Source organism: Vibrio sp. 10N.222.49.C12 (assembly GCF_041475025.1).
Lineage (GTDB): Bacteria > Pseudomonadota > Gammaproteobacteria > Enterobacterales > Vibrionaceae > Vibrio > Vibrio crassostreae_C.
The window spans coordinates 1-6317 of sequence record NZ_JBFRVF010000019.1; the positions used below are offsets into that span (position 1 = coordinate 1).

Below are 6317 nucleotides of genomic sequence, written 5' to 3' on the forward strand. Positions count from 1 at the left end.
CCTCCTCCTACTCGATTTTTCGAGATACGAGATCGTACTGCTAAGTGCTAAGCTCGACTTCTAACCATTTGAGATAGCATAAACATTGCTGCCGCACTGATAACCACAGACGGGCCAGCAGGCGTATCATAGAACCAAGACAAGCTTAATCCACCGAATACAGCGATAGAGCCAATAATTGATGCAAGGAAGGCCATCTGCTCAGGTGTGCTCGAGAACTTCCTTGCCGTTGCTGCAGGAATAATCAGTAGCGATGTCATGATTAACGCACCAACAAACTTCATACCGACAGCAATCACGATACCGACCAATAGCATCAGAATCAGACGCATTAAATCAATGTTGATGCCATCAACCGCCGCGAGATCTTCGTTAACCGTCGTTGATAGTAGTGGTCGCCAAAAGATAGCAAGTACTAATCCAATCACAGCAGCACCCGCATAGATGAACACTAAATCCGTTGGAGATACTGCCAGCAAGTCACCAAATAGGTAGCTCATTAGGTCAACACGAACGTTATCTAAGAAACTGACAGCAACCAAACCAAGTGATAGCGCACTGTGCGCCAAAATACCGAGTAGGGTATCGGTCGCGACCAGCTTTTGTTTTTGTAAAGTCACTAGCAACACGGCCAGCATCAAACAACAAATCAGCAGCGCGAAATACAAGTTAATGTTGAACAGAAAGCCAAGTGCTAAGCCCATCAAAGAAGCGTGAGCAAGCGTGTCACCAAAGTAAGCCATCTTACGCCACACCACGAATGAACCTAGTGGGCCTGCAATTAGTGCAATACCCAAACCCGCCAAAATAGAGGGAAGAAGAAACTCAAGCATTAGTGGTGTCCGTGTTTATGGTTTGAACATTCATGCACGTCGCCTTCGACAGGCTGGCCTGCGAGATCATGATGGTGATGTTCGTGTTGGTGATGATAAAACGCTAGCGTCTCTTGGGTCGCGGTGCCAAAGAGCGCAATATACGAAGGATGGTGTTTGATGTCTGCAGGTGCGCCTGAGCAACAGATGTGGTGGTGTAAACAGATAACATCGTCTGTTTTTGCCATCACTAAATGCAGATCGTGTGAAACCATAAATACGGCACAACCAAAGCGGTGGCGAATGGTGTCAATCAAGTCATACAGGTCTATTTGCCCTTGAACGTCGACGCCTTGAGCCGGTTCATCGAGAACCAGTAGATCTGGTCTTCTTAGCAATGAACGAGCAATGAGCACACGTTGGTTTTCTCCGCCAGATAGCTGGTGCATGTTACTCTTCTGCAGATGTTCAGCACCAACAAGCTTCAATGCTTCAAGGATCTCTTGCTGACTGAAATTGCCAGTGAGTTTTAGAAAACGCTCTACGTTGAGCGGTAGGGAATCATTGAGCTTTAATTTTTGTGGTACATAGCCAATTTTCAGTTTTTTAGCTTTTGTTATTGTGCCTGAAAATTTGGTCTGTAAACCCAGTACCACTTTTACTAATGTCGACTTTCCTGCACCGTTTGGCCCAATCAGGGTGGTGATTCTGCCGCGCTCTAAATTTAGAGAGATGTTGTCTAGAACTTTTCGACCGTCAAATTCGACGCTCACAGAATCTAGTTGGATTAAGTTATCCATGAATAGAACTCATTTGCAATTCGCTAATGTTATAATGTAACATTTACCTCAAGCCTAAGCTACTTTTCTATTATCGAGGGATTATGTCACGTTCATCTTTTATACTTGCTACTTTGCTTTTAGCGCCAAGTGTCGCAAGTGCCAATACTATTCTAACAAGCTTTAAACCAATTCAAATGATTGTGACAGAATTAACGCAAGGCGTTAGTGAGCCGGATGTGTTGATGAACAGCAATGCTTCGCCGCATGATTATGCGCTTAAGCCATCGGATGTCAAAAAAGTTCATAGTGCCGATATGGTCATCTGGTTCGGCCCTGACCTAGAAGCCTTTCTGACTAAGGTGATTGGTTCAAAAGAAAATGTTATCAAGATCAGTGATATTCCCGGAATCAACTTGCGAGAGTTCGGACACGAAGAGCATGACCACGATGCACATGAAGGGCACCACCACGGTAGCCATGACCCGCATTTTTGGTTAGGTATCGAGCAAGTTGAAGTAGCTGCAAAATACATCTCAGCTAAGTTGATTGAATCTGATCCAGACAACGCAATGGCGTACCAAGAGAATCTCGATTCATTCCTGATTGCATTGAAAGAGAAGCAACAGTCTATTCGAGAGCAACTTGCACCCGTGAAAGACAAAGGTTACTACGTTTTTCATGACGCGTATGGTTACTTTGAGCAAGAGTTTGAGCTAAATAACTTAGGTCACTTTACGGTGAGCCCAGAGCGTAAGCCGGGTGCAAAAAGCCTGATCGCTATTAAGAAAACGATAGTACGCGAAAACGTTCAATGTGTGTTTTCTGAGCCTCAATTCACACCTGCTGTGATTGAATCAGTGACGCGCGGAAGTAACGCAAAACAAGGTCAGCTTGACCCTATCGGTTCAACAGTTGAAGTGAAGAGTGGAAGCTATTTCGATTTTCTTCAGCAACTTACAGATAGCTATACAAGTTGCTTAGACGAGAAGTAAGTCATAAACGAGTATTCTTTACTCTACTTTGCTCTCGTTAATTTATGAATCATGCCGCTTTTTGCGGCATTTTCGTGACCGCTAAGATAAAACCTCCTAACAAATAACAAACCTCCTTTCTCCTTTTCTAATTTCCGCTAAAATGGAAAGATAATAATAAGCACAAAAAAACTCAGTTTTTGGTTTAGCAACGATAAGACGTTGTGGTACCCAAAATTTCATGTGTTGTTGCTGTTCAGGATTAAGAGTTGTATCGAATTATCTTCAAAATGTTCATGTTAATGAGCATTTCATTTAGCGTTCTAGCGGTAAATACCTCGCCCTCCGTTTTCTATCCTTTGCCCGCTCAAGCGCAAGGGAATTTCCTTGCGGCTAAAAACTTGTATTTAGGTGCCGGAGGTGGGCTCTGGGTTCATGATGTGCATGGAAAAGTACTCTTTTACGATGGTCGAACTCTATTCCCTCGCAAGGGAAGCTTACTGCAATTTTCTTCGGAAAGAGTCGCCTTTCTGAACGATGAGTTTTGGACATTTTTCGACAATGAGGTCTATCGACATAACCCTGGAATTGGCAACGAATTGGCGTTTAGCCTAAGTCCCGGCGCTGAAATAGCGAATATCGGTGCATCAGGCGATTATATTTGGGTTACTGACGGCAGTAATTTCTATACCTACAACACTCAATCTTTAGAATTCAACACCTACTCTCTACTTAAACTGTACCGATACAATAACAGCAGTGACATTGCGATTAACGACGCTGAGTGGGTACTATCAAAGTGGGTGCTAGCGACCAGTTCTGGCGTTTACCTTTCAGAGAATCAAGAGTTTACCCATGTCACCGCATCAGACAAAAACCATATTGAGACGGTTTATTTTTCGAATGCTCGACGTGAGTTAGTGATCGGTACTTTAAATGGTGCTGTGATTGTTGATCTCGCGAACCCAGACAAAGAGACCATCGTTAAAGGGTCGCATGTTCTCTCGTTGGCCGAAACTTCGGACCAGTATTGGATTGGTACAGAGCACGGCCTTATTAGCTACAACTTTATTACGGGACAAATTACTCGATTCGAACAAGCCGCTAGTCAAGACTTCTCGTTACCGGGTGAGAAAATATATTCGTTGATAAACGATCATGCTGGTGGCATGTGGGTTGCGACAAACAACGGTATCCGATACTTCTCACTGTTCAGCAAAACCTTCTCGAGAACACCCCTAACTGGAATGGGCATGCATTCGAGTAGTGTGGTGATCAACAAAGTACTGCCTGTCAGTGACCAGTTATCTTGGGTCGCGTCTTCAATGGGGCTCTACTTGGTTGATTCTGAAAGTGAAGAGAACCCAATTCGTGTTTACTCTAACCCTGTTAATGATTTTGAGATCTTTGGCTCTTCCATTTGGTTGGCGACCGAACAAGGTATCATCAGTCTAAATACGGAAACACTACAACCCGAAGCCCTTGATTTACCAAGGCCAATTGAGGGAGTGCGTGTTGAAAACCTTGCGCTTCAAGCCGATAACGTTCTTTGGATGACCTCTGGGCAAAACCTCTATTCGTTATCTATCGAAACCATGAAACTGACGAGTTATGGCACTGACTGGTTAGTCGACAAGTTCTTGCCTGCGAAGATCACCGCTCTCAATGTAGGCTTGCTAGGTCGCATCTATATAGGAACGGATCATGGCTTCTACTCGTTCATTGATAAACGAATTAGCTTTAGTCGTTCCAGCGAACGGTTTGGCAAAGTCGTCGATATTGAAAAAGCGAAGGATGGAGCGCAGTGGTTTGCGAGCAGTTATGGCGTGTATCGAATCCCGGATGACAGCTCTATTATTCAAGAAATCACTCTTGTTGAAGACAATATTAGCCCCAACTGCCTGATAAGCGATGACAATGGTGTTTGGTTAGGCTCTTCGAAAGGCATCAGTTATTACGGATTGGATGGGCAACTGCATAAACACATAGGTTCGCCATTTGGTTTGATCACCAATGAACTGGCGGCAGGAGCGTGTGCTCTTTTTTACAGTCAAGATAGCCAACCTTCGAGGCTTGTTTTCGGCTCAAAGTATGGTGTAGTCAGCGCGTTATCTAACGAGTTACTGGTATCAACTACACCTCATAGCCGTGCCTTGTTGAGTAAGATAAGTGTCGACCAACAAACGGTATCACTTGGCGGGAAAACGGCAGAGCTGGATGAGATTCCTTATGGTTCATCGATGGGGTTTAAGCTAGGTATCTTACCAGCAACGTTCGCACCTGCGATGGAATACCGACTGAGCGACGATGAACCTTGGAGTGAGTTTGAAGGGGGCTTGTTAACGCTCGATCATCTTCTTCCAGGGGATTACACACTTGAAGTGAAGCCGGTTAAAGGCTCCCATTATCGCTTTGTGTCAACCAATCAAAGCTTCTCGATTGCGGAGCCTTGGTATCTGACCAATTGGGCTGCAGCAAGCTCTCTGATATTACTGATTGGCGTTGTGACTATCTTAGTCTTTTGGCGTTCGCGTTATGTCACTTTTGCCAACCGGCACTTAAAAGCGCAAGTTGCACTGAAGACAGACCAATTGAGGCACCAAAGCCGGATATTACTCGCCACTAATCAACAGCTTAAAAAGCAGCTATCCGTGAAGAATACGCTTGTGTCTCACACTGCCAATGAACTCTCTTCTGAAGTGAATCATATTGCTGCGATGCTCCCGAATTGGAATGACGAGCTCGGGAAGTCGCCGATTCTAACCTTGAAAAATGGCTTAGCTCAATTGAGTAATACGCCTCAAGGAGAAGGGCAAGTTTGTTACGATATAATTTTAATCTTAGAGGTGGTACTCAAAGCTTGGCAGGATGACTTAACCAAAGCCGGTATTGAACTGGATATTAAAGTCGAAACAAAACAACGATATGTCTCGTTGCTGTATTTTAATCTCGATATTATCTTCAATAGCTTGGTTGCGAGCATCATCAAGAGAAACTTTAAGTCGCAGAGTATGGTGGTTCTGGTTGAAGAGGTTAAGGAGCATCTTGTTGTGACCATTCGAGATCATGGGATGCCTTTCCCTAAACTGGCATCAAGCATGGGTGACAATACCGGAAAGTCGACCGACCTTAACATCGAAAAGCTGCCGCTATTGATGAATCAGAGCGGTGGTGAGCTTAATGCCTTTGTTTCGGAGTCTCAAAATAAGGTTCAGCTTTCGTGGCCAATTGAGTATCAAGTACTCGACAATCTTGAAGCCAGCACAATTGAACAGATTGAAACCATTAAGCTTGCCGCCTCAACACCAGAGCAACAAAAACTGACAGCGGAACAAGAGTGGAAGAACAGAGTGTCGCAGCTTGTGAGTGAAAACTACGCTGATGCCGAGTTCAGTACTGCAACTGCCGCTAAGTATTTGTTTATGTCTGAGAGAAGCTTACAGAGACGCTTTAAATCGGCTTACAACAAGACCTTCAAAGAGCACTTGAATGAAGTACGTCTAGAGCATGCGTGTGAGCGCTTACTCGCTGGAGAGAAGATCTCTGATGTGGCGTTTGATTCGGGGTTCAATGACCCTTCCTATTTCAGTCAAAGGTTTAAGCACCACTTTGGCATGTCACCATCTAAGTTTGCTGAAAACAACGAAGAGTAGCACGCAGCGGATACTCAGCTAGAACATAAATAAAGATACTTTAGCCTCGACATTCGTGTTGGGGCTTTCTTATGCTTCTACGAGATACGAGATACGAGA

The 6317-nt window shown here is 44.4% G+C and carries 4 protein-coding genes; 2 read left to right on the forward strand and 2 right to left on the reverse strand.

Going from position 1 to position 6317, the window contains the following annotated elements:
* Nucleotides 1-47 precede the first annotated feature (47 nt).
* Nucleotides 48-833, reverse strand: a complete 786-nt coding sequence (znuB, locus tag AB4583_RS05750; protein ID WP_017061944.1) for a zinc ABC transporter permease subunit ZnuB — start codon at nucleotides 831-833, stop codon at nucleotides 48-50.
* Nucleotides 833-1612, reverse strand: coding sequence for a zinc ABC transporter ATP-binding protein ZnuC (gene znuC, locus AB4583_RS05755; RefSeq protein WP_017061943.1), 780 nt, complete (start codon nucleotides 1610-1612; stop codon nucleotides 833-835). Before znuC ends, znuB begins: the two co-directional genes overlap by 1 nt.
* An 83-nt stretch (nucleotides 1613-1695) precedes the next feature.
* On the opposite strand from znuC, the gene znuA reads away from it, so the two are divergent.
* Both znuA and AB4583_RS05765 read left to right on the forward strand, forming a co-directional pair.
* A complete protein-coding gene (znuA, locus tag AB4583_RS05760) occupies nucleotides 1696-2586 on the forward strand; it encodes a zinc ABC transporter substrate-binding protein ZnuA (protein WP_017067380.1) in 891 nt (296 codons plus the stop codon).
* A gap of 269 nt (nucleotides 2587-2855) precedes the next feature.
* Nucleotides 2856-6218, forward strand: coding sequence for a helix-turn-helix domain-containing protein (locus AB4583_RS05765; protein WP_372116796.1), 3363 nt, complete (start codon nucleotides 2856-2858; stop codon nucleotides 6216-6218).
* Nucleotides 6219-6317 lie beyond the last annotated feature (99 nt).